Origin of the sequence: Paenibacillus hubeiensis (assembly GCF_032334105.1) — a bacterium.
Lineage (GTDB): Bacteria > Bacillota > Bacilli > Paenibacillales > Paenibacillaceae > Paenibacillus > Paenibacillus hubeiensis.
In genome coordinates, this window is record NZ_JAVYAE020000008.1 from 92,751 (window position 1) to 117,146 (window position 24,396).

Sequence of the window (24,396 nt, forward strand, 5' to 3'; positions counted from 1 at the left end):
GTATCAGATTATCAATTAGCGCCGTTTCGTTCAATCGATTAATCCCCGGGAAAAGAATGACATTCCAGCAACATGGGTCGCAGGGACGTGTTATTCCATTTATTGATATGTTAAAATAACATATGTTAAACTAACACACAATTACTTATGCTTTTCATTATCCAAAGGATGGGGAGGACTCGTGCATGAATCATGAAATTATCTCCTTGGAAGCCATTACGCAATTTCGTTCGCCTGTGGAAGAATTCAGTCCTTATGAATGGTACAAGCAAAAGCTGGAGCATGAACCGGTCAGCTACCATGAAGTGACCCGAACCTGGAACGTATTTCGCTATGCAGACGTGAAACGGGTGCTGAGCGACTACGAGCACTTCTCCAGCGTCAGGGAACGCACCACGATCAGCGCTGGCGCCGACAACGATGAAGGCAAGCATGCGGGCCGAATCGATTTCATGACCGATCCGCCGGAGCACCGCAAGAGCCGTGCCCTGCTATCTGCCGCGTTTACGCCGCGCAGCCTGAAGCTGTGGGAGCCGCGCATTCGCCAAATCGTAGACGGGCTGCTGAAGGACATGCAGGATGCGCCGACCATCGATGTGGTCAAAGATTTCACCAGCGCGCTGCCAACGATCGTCATTGCCGATCTGCTCGGCGTGCCATCCACTGACCGCTTGCTCTTCCAGCAGTGGGTTTATGACCTGTTCCTGCCTTTGCCGCAAGATCACGCGGAAGACGTCAACGAACGCAAACGCAATGCGGCTACTGCCTATTACAGCTATCTTCTGCCCCATGTCATGCACAAAAGAACCCATCTGACCGACGATATCATTTCCGACCTGATTCAGGCCGAGGTGGACGGCGAACGTCTCACCGATGACGAAATCGTACGCATGACGATGTTCATCCTCGGAGCCGGGATTGAAACGACCAGCCACTTGCTCGCCAATACGTTCTACGCTTTCCTGTACGATAAGCCCGAGATCTATGGCGAGGTACGGGCCCAGCGGGGACTGCTGCCCAATACGGTCGAGGAAATGCTGCGTTACCGCTTCCACATCGCCAAAATGGACCGGACCGTAAAACAGGACAATGAACTGCTCGGCGTGCCCGTCAAAAAGGGCGACGTCGTCGTCACCTGGATGAGCGCAGCGAACATGGATGAAGCCGTATTTGCCAATCCGTTCACGCTGGATATCCACCGGGCCAACAACAAACAGCATCTGACCTTTGGCAACGGTCCTCACTTCTGTCTCGGAGCTCCGCTGGCAAGGCTGGAAGCCAACCTGGGCATCGGACTGTTCATGGACCATTACTCAAAAATCGAGCCTGTTGCAGGTTATAAATTCGAAGATCACCTAAGCCCGTCCGCGGCGGGACAGATGTTGACTTCATTGCCGATTCACGTCACTCGTTAATTTATTTTCGTCAGGGAACACGTCGATTGACGATTCTCCATCTCGAAGTGAGATTATCGCCCGCGGCATAATAAACGCTCCAGAAACTTCACACGTTCCTACACCACGAAAAAACTCCCTTACTGCGGACAGCACACGCATTCCATTCTAGATGGTTTAACTTGCGCTGTTTGTGGTAAGGGAGTTCCGTTTTTTTCTGTAACACATACCGACTTATGTTCGAAAAACCGTAAAATTCAACTGATGGGTCAGCTGTTTCAGATGGTCTATATCCCGCTGCACCTGTTCCGTGCTGTCCCCGTTCATCGCCTGATTGGCCCGCAGCGTCCGGCGGGTGTTCAGCATGCCGTCAATCAGCTTCAATACCGCATTCCGGCCGCGATGGTCCACGATCATGTACTTTTTGCGCGCATCCAGTTCAACCCATACGATATGGCTGAATTTGGAAAACAAATGCCTGCGGTAATGTTCCATGTCCGCTTCCCTGTAATGCTCGCCGTAAAAGGCATAATACCCGTGCACGTGCAGCTTCTCCGTAAGCTTCGCGATGAATGGGTCCGATCCGAGCATCGCGTTTCGTTCCATTGTCGTGCCTCCATATTTTCCGCGATCCAGTTGATCCCGTTTTTTTGCACTTATTGTAGCATAGCAGATGCAGCATGTGAAATATGTTGACCCATACGCTTAGCGCCTCATGTTTCGTCCGAAAGGGGCACTGCTCCGCCATAGACATACCAGACTTTTTTGCCCCAGCCCTCTTTTTTCGTTTTCAAGTGAATCATCATGTAGGTTCCGTCTTTTTTCTCCCAAAATTCGATCACTTCGGTTTGGTCTGGGTTGACCAAAAGGGCCGGCATCCAATCTCCGATTTGCATATGTTGTGCCCGTTCATCGTTGTAGTATGCATCAAGAAATGCAGATTGTTCCTTCATGGAAAACTGCTGAAACAGATCGTTATGCATGTCCATGATGGCCCAATCCTCAAGAGGCTGTTTTGAATTCAACTCAGAAAAGGATGGGATGTCCGAAGCGTGCGCGATAATCTTGTTCTTCCCTGCATTCCACGACTTCTCCAGTTTTTGTTTCAGGACTAATTCCATCTCCTTCTGGTCGGCTGTCATTTCGAGAGCAGACGCCTCGCCGGAAGTTGAATGGTTATAAACAAGCGTGCCTGCGATCACAGTCATCACCAAGATTTGAGCGAGGAAGGTTTTGGTCCGCAATGATATCGTCATCATTTCCTCCTTGTACAAGGAACATGAACCGTTAAAGTCCACTTATTCTTCCCTGATCATTCTACGAAATATTTATTTACCTACATTTAAAGAACACCTCAAACTTCAGATCGTTATGGAAAATCGTCGTTCTTCTTTATATTCACTGACTAATATCGACACCTTAATGATCAAGCTCATTCTCCACACTAAAAAAGCGTTATGCGGCGGATGATCCTTTGCACAACGCTTGTTCATTTCGTCGTTATTATATTTAGGAAGAAACATTTTCTCTATGCATGAAGTCTAATCTAACAAATACCCTGAATTTTAGGAGGCTCACAAATGTTCAAAAAAATATCTCTTACGATGTTGGCAGCATCTATGCTTGTACTACCTAACTTTAGCTCATCTAGCTATGCCGCTGAAGCACCAGTTACAATAGATCGTGGTATTTTAAAAAACAATCGGGTGCTCATACCTCTTAGAGCTGTTTCTGAAAACTTAGGAGCAGACGTTGATTGGAATCAACAACAAAAAACAATTACAATTACTAAAGATGCTACAGAAATGGTTCTTATCCTTAATTCTAACAAAGTTTTGCTCAATCAATCGGAAATTCTTCTCGATGTTCCAGCAGAACTCCATTACAACTCCACTTATGTGCCGGCCCGTTTTGTAAGTCAAACTTTAGGAGCAGATGTAAATTGGAACCAACAAACTGGTCAGGCAACAATCACGTTGGATGGAAAACAACTTCAGGTAACCATGCAAAAACCACAAGTTCAAGTTCCGAATGCAAAGAAAATAACAGATAAGCAAAGACAAGTGTTCGTAAACAAATTAAACGAAGCAACCGACTTATCTTCAATCAAGCAGATCAGAACTTACTTCAGCCCGTACTTTACGGATAAATTTATCAATGAAATCATACGCAGCAAAGGATTGAAATACAACTTTAAGTTTACAACGATTTATCCATCGGCCATCAGTTATACTGATACCAATAGTGCCAAATTGACTCAATCTTCAGGTCCTAACTCTAAATATGCACCTAATGAAACACTCTACAGAACGGCCAAACTGGTTTATACAAGTAAAGGCTGGAAAGTGGATTCGGTAGATTTCTCCTTGGTCAAAGAAGTATTGAATCCGTAATACTAATCCCCGTAGGATGACCCCTGTTCAGTACAGAGATCACCTTCTTCAAGCGGCACAGGTCTATGTCCTTTACATAGGGCAAAGTTTATTACGGAAGTCCCTTTTTAATCGGGAAGGGCTACCGCCTTTTTTCCCTTCACCCAGACGCCCTCGATTTCCAATGCCTCATTCAGCAGCACGATATCTGCCTGTTTGCCCGGCGCGAATGAACCTGTGCGATAATCGATGCCCAGCAGCCGTGCGGGCGTCAGGCTTGCCGCGCGTGAAGCGGCATTCAGGTCAAGGCCGACCTTCTGCACGAGATAGCGGAATCCGCGCACCATGGTCAGGGTGCTGCCGGCCAAGGCCCCGCCTTCTTTCAGGCGGGCCACGCCCTCCTTGACGATGACCGGCAGATCGCCGATTTTGTATTCGCCGTCGTCCAGCCCGGCGGCGGACATCGCATCGGTGATCAGCACGAGCTGATCGGCAGCCTGCTTCAGCTGCGCCAGGACGGAAATCGCCGCCGGGTGCACATGGATGCCGTCGGCGATCACCTCGGCGCTGATGCGCGGATCGCTCAGCACGGCTCCGGCCGCCCCGGGATTGCGGTGATGCAGCGGCGTCATCGCGTTGAAGGTGTGCACCGCATGATGCAGGCCTGCCTGCACGGCGCGCTGCACGTCTTCATACGTGGCGTCCGTGTGCCCCAGAGCCGCCGTAATGTGCCGGCTGCGCAGCCACGAAATGACTTCCAGAGCGCCATCGCGTTCCGGCGCCAAAGTCACCTGGCGAATCAGTCCTGGATATTGCGCTTCCCAGTCCTTCAGCCAGGATACGTTGGGCAGCACGATATGGTCCGGATTTTGCGCGCCCGGCCATTTCGGGCTGAAAAACGGTCCCTCCAGGTGCACGCCTTCCAGCTGTGCGTACGGCATTTCGCCAGAACGATAGCTGTGCACTTCGCTCAGCACCTGATCCAGGCGTTCTTTCGGCGCGGTCATCGTGGTCGCCAGCATCGCCGTCGTGCCTTGTGTCGCATGGAACGACGTGATTTTGTCCAGCACCTTCGGACTGGCGTCCATGAAGTCTTCGCCATTGCCGCCGTGCACGTGAATGTCAATGAACCCGGGCACGATTACGCCCTGCTCCGGCACGGGCAGGGTGACCGCATCGCGGCGGATCGACGCCGGAAGCCCTTCGGGCCGTCCGGCATAAAGGATTGTGCTATCGGTCCAGGCGAGGAGGCCGTCCTCCGCCAGACCGTCTGGCAGCACCATTCTGCCGCGCAGAAGGTAAATGGGGCTGCCGCTCTCTTTTCCGTATGCTGTTCCTTGGGCTTGTGCTCGTGTGTCACTCATTTAACCAACCTCCCCGCTGCGCGATCCAGCAGCACCACCACGTTCGGATGGCATTGCAGCAAAGAAGCCGGGCACGCCGTCGTGATCGGTCCCATGAACGCCTCGTGGATGATGTCCGCCTTTTCCTCGCCGCGCGCGATCAGCAAAATCTGCTTCGCCTTCAAAATGCTGCCCACACCCATCGTAATGGCCTGCCTCGGTACCTCATCGATATGATCGAAGAAGCGGGCGTTGGCTTGGCGCGTTTCTTCTTTCAAATCCACGACATGGGTGCGGCCTGTCAATGCGCTGCCCGGTTCGTTGAAGCCGATGTGCCCGTTATGCCCGATGCCCAGCAACTGCAGATCGACTGGACCGCGCTCTTCGAGCATTTGCTCATACGCCTGGCATTCCTCGTCCAGATCGGCGGCACTGCCGTTCGGCACATGCGTCCGCTCTGCATCGATGTCGATATGATGGAATAACTGCTCGTTCATGAAATGACGGTAACTCTCCGGATGATTTTTCGGGAGCCCGACATATTCGTCCAAATTGAAGGAGGACGCCTGGGCGAAGCTCACCAGCCCTTTCTCGTACAGAGCGATCAAATGTTTATAAATGCCGACCGGTGAGCTACCTGTAGCCAGTCCCAGCACGGCTCGCGGCTTCGTTTGCAGCAGGCTCGCGATCAGTCCGGCCCCGGTAGCGTTCAAATCTTCTTCATGCTCAAAAATGCGAATGTTCATGTCGTCAGGCACCTCCGTTGTGATGAACTCGATAAGACTGCACGTTGTGATACGATTGCTCCAGCTTGGGAATGAAACGGTCGAAATCCGCGCTGACCATGCCGGTGAACAAAATGTCGATGACATGCAGCAGCGCGATGCGGGAAGCCATGTCTCCGCGCCGCATGCCTTCTTCCAGCGATGAAGTGAACAGCGGAATGTCGGCCTCATTGGCCAGCTTGTTGCTCCCGTAGGACGTCAGCGAAATCGTCGCCGCACCCGCCTGCCGTGCGCAATGCAGAGCATCGATCGTCTCCGGCGTTTCGCCCGAATACGATACGGCCATCGCCACATCACCCTCGGTCAGCGAAGACGCGGACGTAATCTGCATATGGGAATCCGAGAAGGCCGTGCAGCTTTTGCCGATACGGACCAGCTTCTGATAAAAGTCCTGCGTCACGATCGACGAGGTGGCCACCCCGTACAGATCGATACGCCGGGCGTTGCAAAGCAGCCGAATGGCCTGCTCCACCCTGCCCAGGTCAAGCAGCCTAGTGGTGTCCGAGATGGAAGCCAAATGGTTCGCCTCGATGGCGGCCACGATTTTGGACAACGGGTTGCCTGCCACGATATCCTGATACGCCGACTCCTGCGCAGGCTGGGACATTTCGGCGGCCAGCTTCATTTTGAAGTCGGGGAAACCTTTGAAGTGAAAGGATTTGCAGAACCGGGTAACGGTCGCCGGACTCGTTCCGCTTTCCTGAGCCAATTGATTAATCGTCCAGCCCGGAACGTCGGAGGGAGAGGCGAGAATAACCTCGGCTATACGCCGCTCTTGCGACGGCAAGCTGTCCAGTTCCTGTCGTAATGCATGCAATATGGCTGCCATATGAATTCCTTCTTTTGAAAATTATTTTTATTATATATTTCGTATGTCGGAAAATCATTTTCATTCGTTAATTTCATTGTAAACATTCACACGAGGCAAATCAAGAAGCTTACGCCGTTTTAGGGATAAAATTTAGAGAGATATGGATTGACCCAAGTTCAGGCCAGCTTGATGGAAAAAGCTGCGTGTTTTATAGTGGAAAACAAAGAGACGGGTTCATTCCCGATATGGAGGAACTGCGTATGAACGGGCGACAACGCCAAAAAATGATTCCGTCCCTATGGATCATTGTGGAGGTACGATCCGGGGAACATCCTTTCTTTTCGCTGTACGCGGTGGATTGGAAACGTGGCGGCCGCTTGAGTTGGGAGGGCTGGGAGCGTCTGGAGGATTTGATCCAGTTCCATGTTCCGATTCGGCGCAAAGTTGGAAGCACACGAACGACGACGGAGCCTTCCGCCAAAATTGCCAAAAAAGCGCGGCATCTTCGGTTAAACGAAGCAAGCCACGCAGAATTGGAGCGGTTGTTTTATCGGAAGTTTTCACGTAAAGCTTGGAAAGCATTTGTGAGAAAGCATCAATTTTTTCATTAAAATCTAACGACGAACAGGATGATTATATTATGCTTTGTTGCTATAAGAACACCATCACGCTCGGCCTGTAGATGCATGTCCCCTTGGAACTTCTGCGGGCTGGGCCTTTCCCAAGGGAGCGTGATGGCAGTGAAGCAATACAGAACAAATTGGAATCAAGCTTACATCCGGCACCAAAGACAACGTGTGATCCAGCGCAAGATGAGGATCGCTCAATTACGAGGCTGGGCCTATAAGTATAAGGGCATGTTTGCCAAAGGCAAAGTCCACTGCTCATGCTGGTGGTGCACCCGCAAAACATCCCGGCTTGGTTACTCCAGGTCAGATCTGGCGAAGATTTGCCGCTGTGAAGAACAGGTACTTGTATGGGCTGATTAACAGACAAAGAAGAGGACATTATCCTTCAACCATGAGCTTCAAGAGTTGGTTAATTTCCATAATAGACAATGAAGGGCATGATCTTATTCTTGTTTTCGCACCTTCCCATGGAGCTCCGGGGGATTCAACCAGCTATATACAAAGGAAGGTGTAAATTTGAACAAAAAGATAATCTGGGGTCTGCTAGTCCTGGTTATTGCTATTGCAGCCTTTATTATTGCCCGTACACAAAGCGAGACATTCCAGACGGTCTATAATATCTCGGCGATCGTGGTTATTATTCTGATTTCCCTTCTATTTTTCAGAAAAAAAACGTAGGAGAGCTTGCGTGAACTACCCTCCACCTACGCTAAACGCTTAGAGGTCGGGGCTTCTAAGTTAAATGTTTCGAGTGCCTCATTGTGAGTTGTACAAACCAGATTATCCCAAATGATGCCTCGGTCATAAAGACCAGGGCATTTTGTATGCCTGCAGTGAAGGAACTATGCGAATGTACATATTCTTCTGTGCACTCTTCTTACCGTTATGGATTAATGAACGAATGGTTTAGTTAATCAAAGCTTTTCCAATGGGTTATGGCTTGTTCCCCGCACCAGCTACAACTGAATAAATCCCCTGTTTGTCATGCTTCAGTATAACGATAAAGGTGCCTGGATTAAATTCAGGATCATCTTGTTGCATATCATAAAAACTCTTTAAACGTTTTGCTAGCAACTTACTCTCGTACTGGATAACATCCCGATCCTCATCGGCCTTATATTCTTTGATTTTTACAGCATCACTTGGAAGTACCGAAGCGGCTTCAAGTAAAGCTTCCTTTTTTGAAAGCCTTGGACTATCCGTTGATTCAAACTGCAAAGTCACATTGAAAGCTGTTTTGTTCTTGGTTACTTCATCTTCCGAATATAAAACCAGAAGCTTATCATTTTGATAAGTGCTGATCGCTGCATCCTCTCCCCTTTCATCTGCTCCGCGAAGTTGTTCAATAGCCTTCTTCGTATCACCAAGCCCTCCATCTTTCGTAATTAAAGGCTCAATTGTTGGACTTTCGCTTACTAAGGTGTTGCTATTTTCTTTATTTATTCTATTTTGTTCCGCAGCCGGTTCAGTCACAGGGCTTGTAGCCTCTTTTACTACCTCATTGGTGTTTACATTTTCATAGACCGATTCACTACAACCTATTAATGCTACAGACAAAGAAATACATCCGGCCATTATAATTAGTCTCTCACTATTACGCACACTCAATCCTCCATGTATGTATATGGTTAATCCTAGCACAAGGGGTTAATTACCGCGATATGGAAAGACCGCCTTTAACTCAGCCGATCTCCTTCCTATGGTTACATCCCTGACTTTAGAAGAAATTGAGGAAATTTTAGCTGGATGGAAAGTAAAAAGCAAACAACTCCCTGAGAGTATCACTTTTGTCCAGAACGACTTATAATTCTTCCTGTTAGTAAATATATTAAAGGGTTTAAGTCGATAAGTCGACAAAAACCCTTATACATCAGTACTTTTATCCCTTCTTCAATCTCCTATCATACATCAACTGCATATACACCCCGAACGGATCGCGCACAATGCCGTATGCCTCGCTAAACACGATCGGACCAAGCGGCGTAATCACTTCGGTTCGCGGGTCCCCGACCAAAGAGTGATATATCCGTTCAATCTCCTGCTTGTCCGCCGATTGGATGCAAAGCGACGTGTTATTGCCCACGATGTAGTCCAGTTTCGGCACCATCGATTCTTCCGCCAGCATGATTTTGTGCACCCCGACTTCCAGGATGGAATGAGATATCCATTGCTCCCGTCCCGGTTCAATCACCATCGCCGGGTCCATTTTCTTCATATCTTCGTACGTGACCTTAAATACAACGTTGGCCTGCAAATGCTCGGTATAAAACGCAATGGCTTCCGCCCCTCTTCCATTCATCGACAAAAACGTAACCACTTCATAACTCATTCCATTCGCCTCCTGATTATTTTGCTGTGTTCCATTGAACAATGTATACTATACAATTCAAAGGTTTCAGAAATGGATACCATTGGCGGGCATCATAGAAATAACTTCAACCAATGCACGTTCCCGGCAAAAATCAAGCGCGACGCAGCCTTCACAATAAACCAACCGCTGCACTGGAGGACCCTTTACAATGATGAAAAAATACGAATCCCTCTATAAAATGATGAACTACGTATACAAAAAGGACCGCTTCACGCTTCAAGAGCTGCGGCAAGAGTTCGGCATTTCCAAAAGCACCGCGCTTCGTTACATCAAAGCGTTGGAAGACATCGGCGTGCCTTTATATTCCGAGATGGGCCGATATGGCGGCTATCGCATACTCGATACGTACAAAGTGCCTCCCGTGACCTTTACGCCTCAGGAAACCTATGCGCTGTTTTTTGCGTTAAAGGGAATTGAACTCTTGGGCTCCATGCCCTTTCGCGCCGAATACGGCACGATCCGCTCCAAATTTCTGGAGACTGTATCGCCGAAAATCCAAAACACGTTAGCGCTTATTCAAACCCGCGTTTCCTTTGGAACGGTCAAAATGACAGACAACGCCCCCTTGCTGGAAGACCTTCTTCAGGCGGTCATGGAGCCAGCCATTATTCGTATCGTTTACCAATCCCCGAACAAGCAAACGGAACGACGTGTTCAGCCGATCGGCATTTATGCCAATCACGGCCATTGGTACTGTCCGTCCTATGATCTGGATCAAGGGGAGTACAGAGTTTTTCGCTGCGACAGGATTGTAAACGTCACAGTACTGGACGACGAACAGCCCTTGGATCTGATCAAAGAAATGGATTTGGACAATCGCTTTCAACTGGTTAACCAAAGCAAACAAGCCATTGAGTATGCAATTGAAATTACCGCTGAGGGTCTAGCCATTTTCGAACGGCACCACTACCCCAACATGTCCCTTTCCGAAAAAGACGGACATTTTTGCATTACCGGTTGGATTGAACCGGCGGAGAGGCATTTCTTGCTGCAGTACTGTCACCGGTTCGGAACGACTTTGCTGGATATACAGCCTCCAACCTTAAAACAGGACTTCGTCAAACAACTGCAAGAATTAGCCTTCCGGCTACATTGAGCGGCATAATAGCAACGCTGTTTTCAAGCCCGAAACAGGCATGAGCACCCGTATGTAATCTGTTGATCCGCCTTCGTTGTACCCTAAAACATGACGTCAATCTTATTAAGAATCTTAGGCGCATATTATGCTGCCCATTTTTAAGTTAAAACTGAACCATCGCGCTTGACCTTACATAATATGAGTTGACTGTATCCCCTTAACCTTGTTACACCAACCAAACCCGAGCAAGGAGGGGTGAACATTGAAGGGTATCGATCATAAAAGCAAATTTCTGTTGACCCACCGTGAACGCGAAGTTTTCGAATTGTTGGTTCAGGACAAAACAACTCGCGACATTGCAGGGCAGTTATTCATCAGCGAAAAAACGGTGCGTAACCATATTTCGAATGTGATGCAGAAACTCAATGTTAAGGGTCGTTCGCAAGCCGTCGTTGAGCTGATCAAGCTTGGAGAACTAAAGATCTGACGCGAGCGTACACAGTTGTTAAAAAAGCATGAAAGTCTTTTCCTATTCTTCAACTACGAAAAGAATGGGGAGAGGCTTTTTTGCTTCTTGGACCTTTTCCATTGCTGCCGCTACAATAAAAATATGCCTTTGCGTCCGATGTATTCATCTGCGCAAAGGCATATTTTCCATACTTGCTGCTTCTTACCGAAGATTGTTCATGCGACCGTTGGAACGTTCTGTTACGCCATGATCAAGTACGCCATCACGATGATGATTCATCGCATTCGTCGGGAAGATACGTTCTACCATGCTTGAGAAGGTATCCAGCATGCCGCTGACAGGTTTGCCGTTGCGAAGATCCGTCGAATATTTCTCGGCATGTTCCACGAATTCCGGGTTAGACGACACATAGACATTCTCTACGTTAGGCGCAAACTGCTTGACTCTGGCTGCGATTTTGCCCTTGATTTCGGCAGGCGTATTGTCGTCCGAGCTGTTTACCCGGTTTTCGCGCTTTACGCCATAATCCCCCGTATTTTCGTTGATGGGAATTCTGTCGCTCCCGGTCAATCCGCGCATCATGCCGTACGAACCGGTGCCCATCGTACCGTAAAGTCCGCGATCATTGCTCAGATGGCTGCGATCCGTTGCGGTTCCCGTGTTTAATCCTGGGGTAACCCGGTCAACGCTGTATGGGGACCTCGCTCCCGCACCGTCATTTACGCGAAGTCCTCCCATGTCAGGGGACAAGGTACGGCTGCGCATCGTATCATCCGCGTAGCCGGAATAACTGCGAGCACGGTATGAATTCGTGTTCAACTTGCCCGCGTGACCATCGGTAAGTCGAACAGCAACATATGCATTGCGATCGGTCAACAAAACATTCGCCGATTTCACTTCTTTCATGTCGGCAATGTGTTTGGCCAGCTCGTCGCTCGTCTTCAGGCTGGTCACGTTATGGGCGCGGTAGTTCCGAGCACGGATCCCATCCAGGCCGTTGGTTTCGACGCCATAACGATTGATCCCTCTTGCTTCGTGACGCACGCTTTTCGTTTGCACATTGCCGGCATCCCGGCTGGTGCCGCAACCCGTTAACCCTGCCATAACAAAAATTGCGGTAGACAAAGATAAAGTAATGGCTTTTGCTTTTTTGGCTGCTGGCATTAGCTCATCCTCCAATGTGGGTATTTTGGTCACGAAAATAGGATGCGCCCTAGGCCTTTGCGATATGCTGAAAGGATATGGAACAGCAGGCTGAAAAATATAAAAGCGGCGCATGCACCGGAGTGCAGCACCGCTTTCTGAATTTTAGTTATTTGAAGTAGAAGTGGAAGAAGTGGAATCCGATTTTTGACTGTCCGCTGACGAATCATTTGCCTGTTTCAGCGTTTCAGGGAAGTTTTCCGCTTCTTTAAGTGCATCTGCTTGCAAAGCATACGCCCACTTGCCATCCGTTGTGATCACCCAGATCGTATCGGGCTGCGATTTCTCGACAAGGCCGCGATACACATCTGTAACCGTTGTTCCATTGACCGTTTGTTCAATGGACAATGTGAAACGCGGCACGGTATTTTTCAGTTCCGATGCCTTGCGCACGTCGTCCGCGGTCGCCAAATTTTTGATTTTGCCCAGCAAAGACACGGCATCATCAGCCTTGGCTTCCTTACCGTTCAAAGTCCACGTTCGGTCCGCTGCCCCTGCTTCCGAATTCGTCTTCAACAGCCATGTCGCTGCCTCGCCTTCCCAATCGGCAGACTGTACATTGGCTTCATCCAGGTTAAACGGCGTTGTATCCAACAATTCCCGGCGGGTAAGATCGATGCCGGTCACCGTATCGGTTTGGACGGCAACGACAGGACCGTCGTTAACACGTACATAACGAGCATTATCCGCCGGAAGCTGGCCACCGATGGTCACCGTCAATTGCTTACCGTCTTTCAAACCGATGCCGATCCGGCTTGCACTTTGTCCAAGTCCGTATTTCTCCAGGTCCTGCGGTTGTTCCTCTACGACCATCTCCTGTTCGGCAGCGCTAAGCGAATCCAGCCAGCTGCTTACCGCGTAGCCGTTCAGGGGATAAGATTCGGGTTCCGTCATGGTCCATACCCCTTCTTTAAGCTCAAGCTTGGAGGCTGGGGATGAACTGCTGCCAGACATAGACGCGGAGGCAGCATCCGCCGCCGTTTCCGTGTTTTCACGTTCAATGGACAGCGACTGAATGTCGCCTGCTGCAATGTCCAGCAGCTTTGCTTTCTGTGCTTCTTCTTCCCGAAAGTAATTCTGGTTCGCGGCATAGATCCAGCCAACGATCAGCACCAAAACGACCAATATCGTAGGCATCCATTTCTTCATACGCGTCTGCGCCTCCACCACAACAGCACACCGATCAATACAAAGAACAGCGGGAATCCGACAATAGCGGCAAAGAAAATGATTCTGGCCTGCTCACCGCTAAGGTAAGCGACTTCGTAACCCGGATTCACCCGGGCCCGGATCGTTACGCCATCCTGCTTTTCGCTCAGATAGTTGGCAATGTTTAAAATAAAATCACGGTTGCCGCCGTTGGCGATCTGCGAATCCTGCATAAAGATGGATGAACCCAGAATGACTGCCTTGGGTTTGCCGTCCGTTGTATCTGCTGCATACCCGATTTCGACCGGCCCTTGCACGTCCTGATCCTTGTCATTGGTCGTTTCGTTTTGCAGCAGGCCCTCGATGTTCGTTTCGCCATAACTTTCCACGCTGGAACGCAGCAGCGGCGACAACGTATATTTGTCCTGCCCCTTGCTTGTCAATGCGATGGACAACGACAGCATAGGGTACAGCTTGCTTTCCGAAAGTTTGTCCGTGATGGCATGACTTCCATACTCCGGCACAACCCACAGCGGACCCATGGTGCTCGCTTGTTGATGATCCACCATCACTGCATGTTTATCCACGACGCCATAATCGGCCATTAACGCATCGATGTTCTTCCATGAGGACTTCATATCTTCGCTGAATCCGAGCGATAGCAGCAGTTTGCCGCCATTCTCCAGATATGCCCGAATTTCCTTAAGCTCAGTATCGCTAATGTCTCGCTGCGGTCCAATGATCGCCAGCACATCCGCGTCATCGGGAACTTTTCCGGCCTGATTCAGCTGCAGTTCCTCCGTGGTCACATTGCTCTGCTCGAGCGAGGAACGCAATGTGGAAAGCTGATCCAGTCCAAGCTCTTCATGACCGGAAAGGAAGACCATCTTGTGTTTTTCCGTAGACGTCAGGTTAATTAGCGCTTGGGTAAATTTCTCTTCACCCGTAAACTGGTATGAACCATCCGCGCCGTCTCCAGCTGCCGTAAACAGGCTTCCAATATCGATAACCTTGTATTGATCGCCCCGCTCAAGCACGATGGAGCTGCCGGTGATGCCGTATTTCGAAGCCAGGGCTGGCTCTTGCGAGAGATTGTACTGTTTCACCTTCAGCTTGCTGTTTCGTTTCGCATATTCCTGTACCATGTCGGTGACTTCCCGGTTCAATACCGTATTGTTGGCATTTTCCACGATGAGCACCAATACGTTGACGTCTTCTTTTACGTTTTGGATCGCGCTAAGGGACTGATCGGATAAGGTATATTGTTTGTTTGAAGTCAGATCCAGCTGAAAGCCGCTGAGTGAATTCAAGAACAGGGTTACCAAAACGAATATGCCGATTACAGCGACAGACAGCACGGTGCTGTTGGTGTGACTCAACCATTTTTTCATGTTCTCACCTCCACCGCTTCCGTTCGACGATTTGAATGCTTAACAGCAGAAATACCCCTGTGAGCGTAACGTAATAGAGAACGTCCGGCCCGTTCAACACGCCTTTGGTAAAGCTCTCGAAGCGGCTGGTCAATGCAAACGGCGCGAGCCATTCCTGCAATGCCGAACCCGTGTTGCCCCCGAATGAATCAAGCATCCACAGAACGAGCAAAATAATGAAGCCGGCTACCGCAGACACCATCTGATGCTGGGACAAGGTCGAGGCAAACAGACCGATGGCCATCATGCTTCCCCCCATGAAAATTAATCCCAATGCAGACAGCCACACCGTCGTCAGGTTCAGCGTGCCGAAAAAGGACATGATGAATGGGTAAACCAGACTGCATAGGATCAGTACGAGCAAAATCGCGAGCGAGGCCAAATATTTCCCGAAAATAATCTCGGTTACCCGCGCCGGCGAGGTAAGCAGCAGTTCGTCCGTTCCCTGCCTGAACTCCTCGGCGACAAGCCGCATGGTTAACAGAGGCACCACGAACAGCAGCATCGATAACGTATCGCCAAGAACCAGGCGGTAGTCCACAATGCTCGGCTGGTAATACACAAAGCTGGAATAGAACAAAAGACTCGTTAACAAAACATAAATGGCAAAAGCAAAATACGATGTGGGCGACAAAAAGTACGCCTGCAGCTCTTTATTGCATACCGCCATCATTCTTCTCATCGGGAACCCTCCCCTGTACCGCCGTCGGATTTGGCACCCGGTGGTTGCTCGGTCTCATCGACCGCTGCCGAGGGGTCATCCTTGATATCAGGCCCAGGCCGTTCGGGGTTTTCATCATTTGCGTATGTAAACGCATTCGCTTCCGTTGTTTCAGACCCCTCCCCACCGCTTTCGGTTGTCGTGAGTTTAAGGAAGACCTGTTCCAGACTGAGATTTTCCTTCTTCATTTCCAGGATGGGCAGTCCCGCACCGGATAAAAGGTAGAACAGTTCTTCCCGGAAATCTTCCGGAGATTGCCCGGTCAGCAGCATTTTTACGGTTTCTCCTTCCGCATGGCCATGGCCGGCTGCCGCTCCTGGCTCCCGCACCGTTTCATGCTGTACCTTTTCCCAAGGCTGAAGCACGTTCTTCAGCTCTTCCTCGGTCGCCTTGACCTCAATGGACACCTTGAACCGGTCCTCCATCGATGAACTGAACTGCTGCGGCGATCCATCCATGACGAGTTGGCCCTGATTGATAATCAGCATCCGATTGCAGAGCGTGCTAACCTCAGGCAAAATGTGCGTGCTGAGAAGCACCGTGTGATTCTCGCCCAATTCCCGGATCAGGTCACGGATTTCGATAATTTGGTTCGGATCCAGCCCTGAGGTTGGCTCATCCAGAACGAGCAGGTCCGGTTTGTGAATGATGGCCCCGGCCAAGCCAAGACGCTGCTTGTACCCTTTGGAGAGTCCTCGTACCAATTGTTTTTCCCGATCCTGCAAACCGAGGCGGCTGACCATTTCGCTAACTCTCAGCTTGACCTCTCGTGCCGGCACATCCCTCAGCTTGGCAACAAATTTGAGATAGGTCTGAACCGTCATGTCTGGATACAGGGGCGGCGTTTCCGGCAAATAGCCGATTTTGGAACGAATGCTTCGTCCGTGATCGTGCACGGATATGCCATCGACCATGATGGAGCCTTCCGTGGGATGCAGATACCCGGTGATCATGCGCATCGTTGTCGTTTTTCCGGCACCGTTCGGGCCAAGAAAACCAACAATCTCTCCGCGCTCCATGGTGAAATTCAGTTGATGCACGCCACGGCGTCCATCATAAACTTTGCTGACCTGCTTCACTTCGAGCACATGCTTCATCCTTTCCCGTTAACCGTTAAAATACCCGTGCGCCATCGATTGCTGCAGACGGTGTGCACGGGAAGTCTCCTGTATCTTACGAATTGTATCCTAAACCCAGCTTAGTGCTACTTAAAAGATTGCTTAAAAAAATGTGTCTAAAACGTGAACAAACATCATTTGCTCACTGATGAACAACCAAAAGCTGCCGGAACGGGTTTGCAAGAATCGCATAAAACCGCATGTCCAAAACCTTCTCGTCAGACCGTTACGCCATATCCTTTCGAGAAATGATGGCGCGCTAAGCATCTTCTCCAGATTCGTTTGCACTTCCCCGCAAAAAAAGGCAGTCCGGAGAAAATACTCCGAACTGCCTTGCTCCGACGATGCCTCAATGGCCCATCATCATGGCTGGATCCACTTGTTCTTCTGTCTGTGTCTCTTCCTTGCGATCCTGTTTTGGCTTACGCAAAATCAGGCTCAGTAGACATCCAAACAGCGCGATGCATGCTGCCAGCAGAAACGTATCGTTGAAGCCGGCAATGATTCCCGACATCATGTCCGAGGGTGCGCTGCCGGTCGTATGAATCTCGGTGCGCGACGTCAGGAACCCCGTTAACCCTGCTACCGCAAACGAAACTACGACTTGCTGGGCTGCCGCCGTAAGCGGAGTCACCCTAGCCACCAAATGACGCGGAGCAGCATTCAGTACATGCGTGTTAAGCGGCATCATCGAGAAGCCCATGCCCAGGCCCATCATAGCCAACGCAACAATAATCAAGGCAAGGCCTGTATCTGCCGTAATCGTCGACAGAATGAAAAGCGCTACCGATATAATTCCGAGACCTGCAAAAGCGAGCGGCCTTGCCCCAACCTTGTCGAACAGTCTTCCGCCAAGCGGCATTCCCACACCGGAAGCCAAAGCTTGCGGCAAGAGGATAAGCCCGGTTTCAAGTGCTGTATACCCTTTGATCTGCTGCAAGTACAACGGAATCAGAAGCATGGACCCGAATAGCGCAACTTGCGCAACCCAAGCCAGAATAATACCGCGCGTGAAGTCCGAGGATCCGAATACCCTGAGCTCCAACAGCGGATTTTGGCGACGAAGCTCCACGATCACGAACAAGATCAAGGCAACGCCGCCAACGATGATGCCCGTTAAGCTGGAAGCGGACGTCCAGTCGGTACCTCCTTCGCTGACACCGTAAGCCAGCATGGAGAACGCGATCGGCGCGAGAATCATGCCGAGCAGGTCTAGACCCGGCGCGCGTCCGCGATCCGTGTCCGGCAAAAATCGAATGCACAGCAGGAAAGCGGCAATGCCGATAGGCAGGTTGATCAGGAAAATCCAGTGCCAGCTCCAGGATTGAATGAACCAACCCGACAATACCGGCCCAAGCGCAGGCGCAAGCAGCATCGGAATGCCGAGCATGCCCATGATTGAACCTCTTTTATCGGGCGGGGCCAGACGAAATACCATCGCCATACCGATCGGTGCAACCATGCCTCCGCCGAGGCCCTGAATCACGCGGAAAACGATCAGTTGTTCGGGCGACTGCGCAATGGAACACAACACCGAGCCCAAGGTAAACATGGCAATCGTGAATAAAAACACCCGCTTGGCTCCGAAACGGTCCGTTAACCACCCCGCCAGCGGAATAACGGCAGACAGGGCCAGCGTATACCCCGTGACGGTCCATTGGATCGTTTGGAGATCCGTTTTGAAGTATTCGACCAGGTTCGGAATGGCAACGTTAACGACTGTGCTATCCAGAATGACCATAATCATGCCGACAATGATGGAGAGAAGCGGCAGGAGGATCGATTTGATCGAAAATGCCTCCGGGTGCTGCCGTGCTTGATTTTGCTGTTCCAATAGTTCACACTCTTTCCGGCCTGCGGGTAAATCCCCCGTTCATTGGCCTATAATTTTAAAACATTTGTTTTAAACCTTCGTTTTAGCACTGGTTTAATTCTAATGAAAATACCTTTGCTGTCAAGGTATTTTTATGTAAAAATTTCAGCACTATTATCGCCGGAGAAATTGCAATTATTTTCCATATTACGGGCCAAGGAATCGGAAAAATGCGTTATAATTCATTTTGAGACCACACGTCTTTCAAGAGCCTGCTTTCTTGTCACGAACCGCGTGAAGTATTTTGCAACAAACGATTGATTGGATGGAAGGTGGAGGATCGATATGGAAGAGATTCAAGCACACCTGCGAACGCGGCTGGCATCGCCGGAGGAAGCGGAGACGGTATTATCCCTTTGGTTGGGCTCTGCCAGGTGGCTGAATGCCAAAGGCATAAATCAGTGGCGACCCGAGTATTTCAATCTGAAACAAGTGTTGGACTTCATGGATGACGGCTCTGATGTTTATCTGGCCGAACTTCAAGGCGAAATTGTGGGCACGTATGTGCTGACTTGGTCCGATCCCGTTATATGGCAAGAGCTCGATACCACGGATGCGGGGTACATTCATCGCTTCGCGGTAGAGAGGAATCACCGGGCCAGAGGAATCGGAAGCAGTCTTTTGCAGTCGGCCGAGGCGCAGATCTATCAAAAAGGAAAACGCTATGCCAGGCTGGATTGCATGGCGGACAATCCGAGACTGAACCAGTATTATAGGAGCCACGGGTTCCAATGGGTCAGAAGAATGGAATTGGACATGAACAACTGGTCCGCCAATTTGTATGAAAAGAGGCCTTCAATGAACTACGATTCCGCTTCTGAACCTGCGCGAAAAGAGGTGCCCTTCTGATCTACCGCCGCAAAACCTGCATCGTTGCGTCGGCTGACGTGGAGGAGTTTAATGCCTTTTAACGAAATCCTTCTTCCTGCTCAACTAAAATATGGGGCTAGACTGATCGGAAGGTGGCATGCGCACGTGACGAAGAAACCAGCGAGATTTTTGCCGTGTGGGAGTAAGCTCAGGAACCGTCGCAATGCGAGAAAACAAAAAAGGGAGGCTGCCTTAAGTCAGCCATCCCCAAGATGCTTAACCTCCCAATACCGCGATACGATGCAGCAGCGCTCCCCGATATCTGTTCCATACCATGGAAGCTTCTCTTCCGATCTTTTCCGCATGCCGCAGCGATCCCATTCCTTCATGCCATCGATAAGCGGTTAGCGGCACGTTCAGATACGAAAAACGATATCCGTTCAGGACGATTCGCAGCCATAAGTCCAGATCATGCGTATAGGGCAAATGCTCATCAAAGAGCCCCACGGCGGAAAATAAATCTTTACGGATCATGACCGTGCACCCATTCACTGGATTGCTTTCCACGAAGCGGCGCAGCAGCCCGATTTCGTCTACCGGTTCGATCCCGCAGTTCATGCGCGTTACCGCCGATTGCCCATTGATATAATGGAAGTTGGTATGTGATATCAACGTCCCCTGTTCGCGCATCAACCCCACCTGAAGGCGGATTTTGTCCGGATATAAGAAATCGTCCGAACTGAGCCAAGCGACGTATTCTCCCGAAGCATGGCGAATGCCGTGATTGAGAGCAGATGCCGTTCCTCCGTTGCTTTTCCCCAGCACATTGATATGCGGCAGATAGGGCTGGAGCCGTTCGGCATGCGCGGTGGAGCCGTCATTCACCACGATAATCTCCACATCGCTGTAGGTTTGGTTCAAAGCACTTTGAATCGCCTGAGGCACATAGGGGCAATTGTAAAAAGGGATGATAATCGAAACCCTGGGATTCACCTGCTCAACCTCCCCAGCCCTGACCGGGCATCCTCTAGAATATCCCGAAGCGACTGCGAAAAAGAAATCATCGGTTTCCAACCAAGGTTCCGGAGCAACGATGCACCTTCCTGGTCCCCCGCTCCATCCGGACCGGAAGAGGCATGATCCCAACGCACGGGAATTTCAGCGTCGGACATTCCTAACAGCGCATCTGCGATCTCTCCCAGGCTTCGTTCCTTGCCGGAAACAACGGGGTATACAACGCCGGACGTTCCTTTAATCAACAAGGTGGCGTAAGCACGTACGGCATCCCGCACATCCAGATAGTCACGGGTGCTTTCCCTGCCGGACAGTCCGAAAGCTTCCGTCTTGCCCGCGATTTCGCAAGCCGCTATATGGCGTGCCAGCAGAGAACATATACCCGTGGAAGGTCCTGCGCCAATGAGGTTTCCCGGTTCGGCAAGCATGATTTGTTGACCGAACAGGGACATCCAGGCCAGGGATACCGTCTCCTCCAGCGCTTTGCTTAGACTGTACGGGTGAGACGGCTGGGGAGGCAAACCCGGCATTGGAACATATTTCAGCCGGGAGCCCACGATCACGATCCTTGCCGCCTTGAAATTGCGAAGAGCATCGAGCAAATACAAGGCGGCCATGACATTGCTTTCTATAGCAAGGATCGGATTGGCCCAGGAGTCCGGAACGGAGTTTTTCCCCGCCAGATGCAATACGTCGTCCGGCTGCACTTTGGTGACAAGCCGGCATACCTGTTCTTTGTCGTTCAAATCGCATACATGCACGGCTACGCCTTCCCCGAACGAGTACGATCCTGCTTTCCTAACCACGGCGGCCACTCTGGCGCCCATGGATTGAAAATAGGCTACGGCGTGCCGACCGGTGAAACCGGTGGCACCCGTAATGAGCACTTTCCTGCCTTTCAGCTCCGTTCCATCCATAACGCTAGCTCCTTCAGCATCGTAGGATAGTCCGGGAAGTTCGTCTGCACGTCCGCACGCGTGCATACCAACGTACGGTCCTGCACCACCCGGTCATCCGGAACGATGTTGACGTCCCGTTTGTCCCAGGTCTTCTGAAACAGTACAAGCAGGTCATGCTTGTTGATCGGCTTGGGGTGTGCGAGATGGATGAGGCCGCTCACCGGCGAAGCCAGGTAATGATCCACCCACTTTGCCAGTTCGAGCGTTGTTACCCCGTTCCAGAAGACACGGGTATACCCCCCGACCTCCCCTTTGGTCGACATGAACCAGTGCATGAGGCCAATGCCGCTCTTTCGGATTTCAGGTCCGATGATGGACGTCCGGATCGTCAGATGTCCGGCATCGTGCACTTCTCCAAGCGCTTTGGTGATTGCGTAGGCGGACGTCCCGTCCGTGGCGTCATCCTCCCGGTAGGCTCCCCGGTCCCCGCTGAATACGCAATCCGTGCTGATGTGGATCAGGCGCGCGCCGATCGTATCCGCGACGCGGCGCAAGCGATGCGGCAGGAAACCGTTGATATGGTATGCCGCGATCTTATCTATATCCGCAAAGCTGTTCAGCACGCCCACCGCATTAATGATGACGTCCGGATGGACCGCTTCGACGATCCGGTCGACCATGAAGCTGTCGTTCACGTCGAGCAGCAAACCACCCGGGTCTGCTGCATCCCGTGTCGTGTAGAACAGATGGTGCCGCCCCTGACGGCGGAAATATTCGACCAGCATATGGCCGGCCATGCCGTTTCCTCCAAGGACAAGCAGCTTCATGATAAGAATCCTCCGCGCTTCAGAATATCGCGAATTTCGTCCTTCGTCATCAACTGATGCTCCGAACTGAAGCTGCTGAAGGATACCGGGCGGCAGTGGCTGTAATGCTCCCGAAGTCCCGGAATGCCGACCGTAGGCAAGATGACCAAGTACTGCTCGTCATAAACAACGGTGGTCATGCTCTCGAACTCGCTCATCAATATTTCGTGGATTTTCTCTCCTGGACGCGTGCCACTTTCCACGATCGATACGTCCGCCACGCCCGAATCCTCGATCAGCACTTCAGCCAGATCCACGATTTTGCATGTCGGCATCGTCATCACGAAAATTTCGCCGCCCACGCTCTCCACGGATGCTTTGAACAGCAGCGAGATGGCATCCTTCAAGGTAAGGAAGAAGCGGGTCATTTTCAAGTCGGTGATGGACACCTCGCCCTTTTGGCGAATCTGGTTTTTGAACAGGTGCACCACGCTGCCGTTGGTACCGAGCACATTGCCGCCGCGGACCGTAACGAATTTGGTATTGCTGTTCAGCAGATTGGCATACACGATCAGCTTCTCGCCGATCGCCTTGGTCATGCCGTAAAAGTTGGACGGATTGGCCGCTTTGTCTGTCGAAATATAGATCACTTTCTTAACATGGTTTTCAATGGCCGCCTCAATGACGTTTTGCGTACCGATCACGTTCGTTTTCAACGCCTCATATGGCTGGTCCTCGCAGACCGGCACGTGTTTGAGGGCTGCGAGGTGGAACACATAATCCACGTTCTGGCACGCCGCGCTGATCGCTTCCTTGTCGCGAATGTCCCCGATCCGGAAATGAAGACGGGAATCCTCGAATTCGCGGCTCATCGCAACCTGGCTTGATTCGTTGCGGGAGTATACGACGATTTGTTTCGGCCGCTGGGGAAGCAGCTGGGCGACCAGCTCATACCCCCACGATCCGGTCCCGCCAGTCACGAGTATACGCTTATTTTCAAACATTCAATTTCCCCCCAAGCAGAAATTTGACCACAATGCCGGATACATTCTTTGCTTTATAGCCGTCGGGACATTCCCAGTCGGCTGGAAGAGCGGTCATGACTTTGACGCAATCGGCAATGCGGTCTGCATCGAGTCCGGATACCACATTGCTGCCGCAATCCACGGTTTCGGGACGCTCCGTCGTGCGGCGCATGGTGACGGTTGGCACGCCCATAATGCAGCATTCTTCCTGCACCGTCCCGCTATCGGTCAGCGCGCACCGGGCGTGCCGTTCCAGCATGACAAAGTCGAAAAACCCGAAAGGCTCATGGAATTCCACCAAGGGATGCATCTCCAATTCCAAATGCTCGGCGATCCGGATGGCCGTGCGAGGGTGAATGCTGCAAATGATGCGCTGCCCTTGTTCTTTGGCTACGCGGTTCAACCCCTTCATGATCTCCAGCAAATGCGGAGGATGGTCCACGTTTTCGGCTCGATGGGCGGTAACCAGAAAGTATTGGCCGGGTTTGAGTTTTAACTTGTTTAGAATATTGCTCGCGCTCACCTGCCGATCATAATGTTGCATCACTTCATATATCGGATTGCCCGTCAGCACGATGCGGCGGCTCGGCACGCCTTCCCTGACGAGATGTTTCTTGCTCTGCTCCGTATAAGGCATGTTGATGGTCGATATGGCATCGATCACCCTGCGATTTTTTTCTTCGGGAACGTCGAGATCGAAGCAGCGGTTGCCTGCTTCCATATGAACGACGGGAATGCCCATGCGTTCTGCCAACACGGCGCAAAGCGCGCTGTTGGTATCGCCGAGGAGCAGCACCTTGTCTGGCTTCTCTTGGCGCAGGATATCCTCCATTTGGGTAAACATTGAGGATAACTGTCTCCCAAGCGAAGCTGCCTCATCCTGAAGCACGTAATCCGGCGCACGCAGACCCAACTCCTTGAAAAACAGGCCGCTCAGGCTTTCCGTGAAATTCTGTCCGGTATGGACCAAAACATGTTCGGCTGCATACTGGTCCAGCTTGGAGATGATGAGGCTGAGACGAATGATCTCCGGTCTTGTGCCCAGCACCGTCATGATTTTCATCGCTATCCCTGCCTTCGTCGTAAAATGGATGTC

At 50.9% G+C, this 24,396-nt stretch carries 24 protein-coding genes; 6 read left to right on the forward strand and 18 right to left on the reverse strand.

Going from position 1 to position 24,396, the window contains the following annotated elements; genetic code table 11:
* Window positions 1-185: 185 nt before the first annotated feature.
* Window positions 186-1,415, forward strand: coding sequence for a cytochrome P450 (locus tag RSX24_RS19940; RefSeq protein WP_343261613.1), 1,230 nt, complete (start codon window positions 186-188; stop codon window positions 1,413-1,415).
* Window positions 1,416-1,628: 213 nt separating this feature from the next.
* Here RSX24_RS19940 and RSX24_RS19945 read toward each other — a convergent pair whose 3' ends face one another.
* Window positions 1,629-2,000, reverse strand: a complete 372-nt coding sequence (locus RSX24_RS19945; protein ID WP_343261614.1) for a hypothetical protein — start codon at window positions 1,998-2,000, stop codon at window positions 1,629-1,631.
* A gap of 107 nt (window positions 2,001-2,107) precedes the next feature.
* On the reverse strand, window positions 2,108-2,650 hold the full coding sequence (locus RSX24_RS19950) for a hypothetical protein (RefSeq protein ID WP_343261615.1): 543 nt from the start codon (window positions 2,648-2,650) through the stop codon (window positions 2,108-2,110).
* A 324-nt stretch (window positions 2,651-2,974) separates the two neighbouring features.
* Here RSX24_RS19950 and RSX24_RS19955 point away from each other — a divergent pair, with 324 nt between their 5' ends.
* Window positions 2,975-3,787, forward strand: coding sequence for a stalk domain-containing protein (locus tag RSX24_RS19955; protein WP_343261616.1), 813 nt, complete (start codon window positions 2,975-2,977; stop codon window positions 3,785-3,787).
* Between the two features lie 107 nt (window positions 3,788-3,894).
* Here RSX24_RS19955 and nagA read toward each other — a convergent pair whose 3' ends face one another.
* The 3 genes from nagA to RSX24_RS19970 are packed head-to-tail and all read right to left on the reverse strand — an operon-like array spanning window position 3,895 to window position 6,723.
* Window positions 3,895-5,130, reverse strand: coding sequence for an N-acetylglucosamine-6-phosphate deacetylase (gene nagA, locus RSX24_RS19960; RefSeq protein ID WP_438286865.1), 1,236 nt, complete (start codon window positions 5,128-5,130; stop codon window positions 3,895-3,897).
* The gene (gene nagB, locus RSX24_RS19965; protein ID WP_339274348.1) at window positions 5,127-5,855 is read right to left on the reverse strand and encodes a glucosamine-6-phosphate deaminase; all 729 of its coding nucleotides are present in this window, start codon (window positions 5,853-5,855) and stop codon (window positions 5,127-5,129) included. The genes nagA and nagB overlap by 4 nt, the downstream gene beginning before the upstream one ends.
* 4 nt (window positions 5,856-5,859) lie before the next feature.
* Window positions 5,860-6,723: a MurR/RpiR family transcriptional regulator gene (locus RSX24_RS19970; RefSeq protein WP_343261617.1), complete on the reverse strand. Its 864-nt coding sequence runs from the start codon at window positions 6,721-6,723 to the stop codon at window positions 5,860-5,862.
* A 242-nt stretch (window positions 6,724-6,965) separates the two neighbouring features.
* Between RSX24_RS19970 and RSX24_RS19975 the strand changes: the two genes are divergently transcribed.
* Entirely contained in the window at window positions 6,966-7,316 is a 351-nt protein-coding gene (locus RSX24_RS19975) for a hypothetical protein (protein ID WP_343261618.1), read from the forward strand.
* 951 nt (window positions 7,317-8,267) lie between these two features.
* Here RSX24_RS19975 and RSX24_RS19980 read toward each other — a convergent pair.
* Together RSX24_RS19980 and RSX24_RS19985 are read right to left on the reverse strand one after the other, a co-directional pair.
* The gene (locus RSX24_RS19980) at window positions 8,268-8,936 is read right to left on the reverse strand and encodes a hypothetical protein (RefSeq protein ID WP_343261619.1); all 669 of its coding nucleotides are present in this window, start codon (window positions 8,934-8,936) and stop codon (window positions 8,268-8,270) included.
* Between the two features lie 277 nt (window positions 8,937-9,213).
* Window positions 9,214-9,663 carry a VOC family protein gene (locus RSX24_RS19985; RefSeq protein ID WP_343261620.1) on the reverse strand — a complete coding sequence of 150 codons (450 nt, stop codon included), beginning with the start codon at window positions 9,661-9,663 and terminating at the stop codon, window positions 9,214-9,216.
* A gap of 190 nt (window positions 9,664-9,853) precedes the next feature.
* Between RSX24_RS19985 and RSX24_RS19990 the strand changes: the two genes are divergently transcribed.
* Together RSX24_RS19990 and RSX24_RS19995 are read left to right on the forward strand one after the other, a co-directional pair.
* Entirely contained in the window at window positions 9,854-10,801 is a 948-nt protein-coding gene (locus RSX24_RS19990) for a helix-turn-helix transcriptional regulator (RefSeq protein ID WP_343261621.1), read from the forward strand.
* Between the two features lie 244 nt (window positions 10,802-11,045).
* A complete protein-coding gene (locus RSX24_RS19995) occupies window positions 11,046-11,270 on the forward strand; it encodes a helix-turn-helix domain-containing protein (RefSeq protein WP_017692532.1) in 225 nt (74 codons plus the stop codon).
* 183 nt (window positions 11,271-11,453) lie between these two features.
* On the opposite strand, the gene RSX24_RS20000 is transcribed toward RSX24_RS19995, so the two are convergent.
* The 6 genes from RSX24_RS20000 to RSX24_RS20025 form a co-directional block, all read right to left on the reverse strand.
* On the reverse strand, window positions 11,454-12,416 hold the full coding sequence (locus tag RSX24_RS20000) for a YhcN/YlaJ family sporulation lipoprotein (RefSeq protein ID WP_339274355.1): 963 nt from the start codon (window positions 12,414-12,416) through the stop codon (window positions 11,454-11,456).
* 144 nt (window positions 12,417-12,560) lie between these two features.
* A complete protein-coding gene (locus tag RSX24_RS20005; RefSeq protein WP_343261622.1) occupies window positions 12,561-13,604 on the reverse strand; it encodes a DUF4340 domain-containing protein in 1,044 nt (347 codons plus the stop codon).
* Entirely contained in the window at window positions 13,601-14,995 is a 1,395-nt protein-coding gene (locus tag RSX24_RS20010; protein WP_343261623.1) for a GldG family protein, read from the reverse strand. The genes RSX24_RS20005 and RSX24_RS20010 overlap by 4 nt, the downstream gene beginning before the upstream one ends.
* Before the next feature lie 4 nt (window positions 14,996-14,999).
* A complete protein-coding gene (locus RSX24_RS20015) occupies window positions 15,000-15,716 on the reverse strand; it encodes an ABC transporter permease subunit (protein ID WP_343261624.1) in 717 nt (238 codons plus the stop codon).
* Complete coding sequence (locus RSX24_RS20020; protein WP_236414496.1) at window positions 15,713-16,843, reverse strand: ABC transporter ATP-binding protein; 1,131 nt, start codon at window positions 16,841-16,843, stop codon at window positions 15,713-15,715. The genes RSX24_RS20015 and RSX24_RS20020 overlap by 4 nt, the downstream gene beginning before the upstream one ends.
* 379 nt (window positions 16,844-17,222) lie before the next feature.
* Window positions 17,223-18,707 (reverse strand): DHA2 family efflux MFS transporter permease subunit, encoded by a 1,485-nt coding sequence (locus RSX24_RS20025; RefSeq protein ID WP_343261625.1) that lies wholly within the window; start codon window positions 18,705-18,707, stop codon window positions 17,223-17,225.
* 324 nt (window positions 18,708-19,031) lie between these two features.
* On the opposite strand from RSX24_RS20025, the gene RSX24_RS20030 reads away from it, so the two are divergent.
* Window positions 19,032-19,595: a GNAT family N-acetyltransferase gene (locus RSX24_RS20030; protein WP_343261626.1), complete on the forward strand. Its 564-nt coding sequence runs from the start codon at window positions 19,032-19,034 to the stop codon at window positions 19,593-19,595.
* Window positions 19,596-19,832: 237 nt separating this feature from the next.
* Here RSX24_RS20030 and RSX24_RS20035 read toward each other — a convergent pair whose 3' ends face one another.
* Genes RSX24_RS20035 through wecB form a run of 5 tightly spaced genes read right to left on the reverse strand, consistent with a single transcriptional unit; the run spans window position 19,833 to window position 24,363 of the window.
* Window positions 19,833-20,549: a glycosyltransferase family 2 protein gene (locus tag RSX24_RS20035; protein ID WP_343261627.1), complete on the reverse strand. Its 717-nt coding sequence runs from the start codon at window positions 20,547-20,549 to the stop codon at window positions 19,833-19,835.
* Window positions 20,546-21,487: an NAD-dependent epimerase/dehydratase family protein gene (locus RSX24_RS20040; protein ID WP_343261628.1), complete on the reverse strand. Its 942-nt coding sequence runs from the start codon at window positions 21,485-21,487 to the stop codon at window positions 20,546-20,548. The genes RSX24_RS20035 and RSX24_RS20040 overlap by 4 nt, the downstream gene beginning before the upstream one ends.
* On the reverse strand, window positions 21,469-22,296 hold the full coding sequence (locus RSX24_RS20045) for a dTDP-4-dehydrorhamnose reductase family protein (protein ID WP_343261629.1): 828 nt from the start codon (window positions 22,294-22,296) through the stop codon (window positions 21,469-21,471). The genes RSX24_RS20040 and RSX24_RS20045 overlap by 19 nt, the downstream gene beginning before the upstream one ends.
* On the reverse strand, window positions 22,293-23,279 hold the full coding sequence (locus RSX24_RS20050; protein ID WP_236414503.1) for a polysaccharide biosynthesis protein: 987 nt from the start codon (window positions 23,277-23,279) through the stop codon (window positions 22,293-22,295). Before RSX24_RS20050 ends, RSX24_RS20045 begins: the two co-directional genes overlap by 4 nt.
* Window positions 23,272-24,363 (reverse strand): non-hydrolyzing UDP-N-acetylglucosamine 2-epimerase, encoded by a 1,092-nt coding sequence (gene wecB / locus RSX24_RS20055; protein WP_236414505.1) that lies wholly within the window; start codon window positions 24,361-24,363, stop codon window positions 23,272-23,274. The genes RSX24_RS20050 and wecB overlap by 8 nt, the downstream gene beginning before the upstream one ends.
* Window positions 24,364-24,396 lie beyond the last annotated feature (33 nt).

Bases quoted from the DNA above. Each gene is read 5' to 3' on its own strand.
- RSX24_RS20010 (WP_343261623.1), bottom strand. From the start codon at position 14,995: ATGAAAAAATGGTTGAGTCACACCAACAGCACCGTGCTGTCTGTCGCT.
- RSX24_RS19985 (WP_343261620.1), bottom strand. From the start codon at position 9,663: ATGAGTTATGAAGTGGTTACGTTTTTGTCGATGAATGGAAGAGGGGCG.
- nagB (WP_339274348.1), bottom strand. From the start codon at position 5,855: ATGAACATTCGCATTTTTGAGCATGAAGAAGATTTGAACGCTACCGGG.
- RSX24_RS20000 (WP_339274355.1), bottom strand. From the start codon at position 12,416: ATGCCAGCAGCCAAAAAAGCAAAAGCCATTACTTTATCTTTGTCTACC.
- wecB (WP_236414505.1), bottom strand. From the start codon at position 24,363: ATGAAAATCATGACGGTGCTGGGCACAAGACCGGAGATCATTCGTCTC.
- RSX24_RS20015 (WP_343261624.1), bottom strand. From the start codon at position 15,716: ATGAGAAGAATGATGGCGGTATGCAATAAAGAGCTGCAGGCGTACTTT.
- RSX24_RS20045 (WP_343261629.1), bottom strand. From the start codon at position 22,296: ATGAAGCTGCTTGTCCTTGGAGGAAACGGCATGGCCGGCCATATGCTG.
- nagA (WP_438286865.1), bottom strand. From the start codon at position 5,130: ATGAGTGACACACGAGCACAAGCCCAAGGAACAGCATACGGAAAAGAG.
- RSX24_RS19950 (WP_343261615.1), bottom strand. From the start codon at position 2,650: ATGACGATATCATTGCGGACCAAAACCTTCCTCGCTCAAATCTTGGTG.
- RSX24_RS19975 (WP_343261618.1), top strand. From the start codon at position 6,966: ATGAACGGGCGACAACGCCAAAAAATGATTCCGTCCCTATGGATCATT.
- RSX24_RS19940 (WP_343261613.1), top strand. From the start codon at position 186: ATGAATCATGAAATTATCTCCTTGGAAGCCATTACGCAATTTCGTTCG.
- RSX24_RS20050 (WP_236414503.1), bottom strand. From the start codon at position 23,279: ATGTTTGAAAATAAGCGTATACTCGTGACTGGCGGGACCGGATCGTGG.
- RSX24_RS19945 (WP_343261614.1), bottom strand. From the start codon at position 2,000: ATGGAACGAAACGCGATGCTCGGATCGGACCCATTCATCGCGAAGCTT.
- RSX24_RS20005 (WP_343261622.1), bottom strand. From the start codon at position 13,604: ATGAAGAAATGGATGCCTACGATATTGGTCGTTTTGGTGCTGATCGTT.
- RSX24_RS20040 (WP_343261628.1), bottom strand. From the start codon at position 21,487: ATGGATGGAACGGAGCTGAAAGGCAGGAAAGTGCTCATTACGGGTGCC.
- RSX24_RS20030 (WP_343261626.1), top strand. From the start codon at position 19,032: ATGGAAGAGATTCAAGCACACCTGCGAACGCGGCTGGCATCGCCGGAG.
- RSX24_RS19970 (WP_343261617.1), bottom strand. From the start codon at position 6,723: ATGGCAGCCATATTGCATGCATTACGACAGGAACTGGACAGCTTGCCG.
- RSX24_RS19990 (WP_343261621.1), top strand. From the start codon at position 9,854: ATGATGAAAAAATACGAATCCCTCTATAAAATGATGAACTACGTATAC.
- RSX24_RS19955 (WP_343261616.1), top strand. From the start codon at position 2,975: ATGTTCAAAAAAATATCTCTTACGATGTTGGCAGCATCTATGCTTGTA.